Source organism: Streptomyces sp. SID11385 (assembly GCF_010548245.1).
In the GTDB taxonomy this organism is placed as follows: domain Bacteria; phylum Actinomycetota; class Actinomycetes; order Streptomycetales; family Streptomycetaceae; genus Streptomyces.
Genome location: NZ_JAAGLR010001163.1, coordinates 1 through 1,838 on the forward strand (window position 1 = coordinate 1; position 1,838 = coordinate 1,838).

Genomic DNA, 1,838 nt, shown 5'->3' on the forward strand with positions numbered 1-1,838 from the left:
CACGAGGTGTCCAGCGCCGCCGCGGCCGGGACGAGCGCGTCGATCATCGTCTTGTCGCCCGGCTTCGCACCCCCGAGCGCCGAGACCGCGTCGATCCCGGCGCGCAACGCGGCGGCGAACTCCGCGCGGTCGGGGTCCGTGCGCTCGCCGAGCGCCTCGCCCAGCGCCTTTCCCGTCCGGCGCAGCAGCGTCCCGTACAGCGGGCCCGAGGCCCCGCCGACCGTGGAGACGAGCCGCCGCCCGGCGAGCGCGAGCACCGCCTGCGGGCTCGCCGGCTCCTCGGCGGCGAGCGTCTCGCGCACGGCGGAGAAGCCGCGCCGCATGTTGGAGCCGTGGTCGGCGTCGCCGATCGCCGAGTCCAGCGCGGTGAGCCGCTCGGCCTCCTCGTCGATCAGCGTGCCCGCGGCGTCGAGCCACCGCCGGAAGAACGCCGCGTCGAGCGTGCCCGGACCCCCGTCGCCACCCTTGTCCCTGCCGTCGTCGCCCATGTCCGTCCCGTCACCCCTTCGTGCCGTGGTGCGCGCCTGTCGCGCCGCGCCGCCGATCGTGCCCCATGCTGCCGCGTGTCGTGCCGCTCCGCGTGGACCCGTGGTACGCGTGTGAGCCGGTCTCAACGCCCCCAGCGCAGCCCGGACGTGGCGACGGGCGCGTCCCACAGGCGCAGCAGCTCCTCGTCCGCCCGGCACACCGTCACCGAGGCGCCCGCCATGTCGAGCGACGTGACGTAGTTGCCGACGAGCGAACGCGCGACCGGGACACCGCGTTCCCCGAGGACGCGGTGCACCTCCGCCGTGAACCCGTACAGCTCCAGGAGCGGCGTGCCGCCCATGCCGTTGACGAGGAGCAGCACGGGTCCCTCGCCGCTGAGGTCGTCGAGCACGGCGTGCACCGCGTGATCGGCGATCTCGCCCGCGGTCATCATCGGGCGCCGCTCGCGGCCGGGTTCGCCGTGGATGCCGACGCCGAGCTCCAGCTCGCCGGGCGGCAGGTCGAAGGTGGGGCCGCCCTTGGCGGGGGTGCTCACGGCGGAGAGCGCGACGCCGAAGCTGCGCGAGGCGGCGTTGACACGGGTCGCGAGACCGGCGATCTCGGCGAGCGGGCGGCGTTCGTCGGCCGCCGCGCCCGCGATCTTCTCCACGAAGAGCGTCGCGCCCGTCCCGCGCCGCCCCGCCGTGTACAGGCTGTCGGTCACGGCGACGTCGTCGTCCACGAGGACCTTCGCGACCTCGATGCCCTCCTCCTCGGCGAGTTCGGCCGCCATGTCGAAGTTGAGGACGTCCCCGGTGTAGTTCTTCACGATGAAGAGCACCCCGGCACCGCTGTCGACCGCGGCGGCGGCGCGCACCATCTGATCGGGCACCGGCGACGTGAAGACCTCCCCGGGGCAGGCCGCGTCGAGCATCCCGGGCCCGACGAAACCGGCGTGGAGCGGTTCGTGCCCCGAGCCGCCCCCGGAGACGAGCGCGACCTTCCCCGCGACGGGCGCGTCGCGGCGCACCACGACCCGGTTCTCGATGTCCACCGTCAGTTCGGGATGCGCGGCGGCGAGGCCGCGCAGGGCGTCGGCGACGACGGTCTCCGCGACGTTGATCAGCATCTTCACGGTGCCTCCGATGGCGTGGGCGTCTCCGTCGCGCGGTGCCGCCCACCACGGCAGGGGGACCGGGGCGGGCACACGGCGCAGGCACAAGTGTGGGACGCGCGGCGCGATCGCGCACCTGTGAGGACGGGATCTCCCGCGGGGACACGTACGGCGGCCGGGCGGGTGGCCCCCCGCCGCACGACGGCCCCGCCTCGGCGCACTGCCGGAACGGGGCCGTCGCGGGGCGCGCGGCGAG

Annotated in this window: 2 protein-coding genes; both read right to left on the bottom strand. The window is 75.5% G+C overall.

The annotated features are described in order from the left end of the window. The coding region (dhaL, locus tag G3I42_RS35370; protein ID WP_164291741.1) for a dihydroxyacetone kinase subunit DhaL at window positions 1-488 on the bottom strand (488 nt) is incomplete at its 3' end. A gap of 122 nt (window positions 489-610) precedes the next feature. Beyond that, the gene (gene dhaK / locus G3I42_RS35375) at window positions 611-1,603 is read right to left on the bottom strand and encodes a dihydroxyacetone kinase subunit DhaK (protein WP_164291742.1); all 993 of its coding nucleotides are present in this window, start codon (window positions 1,601-1,603) and stop codon (window positions 611-613) included. Window positions 1,604-1,838 lie beyond the last annotated feature (235 nt).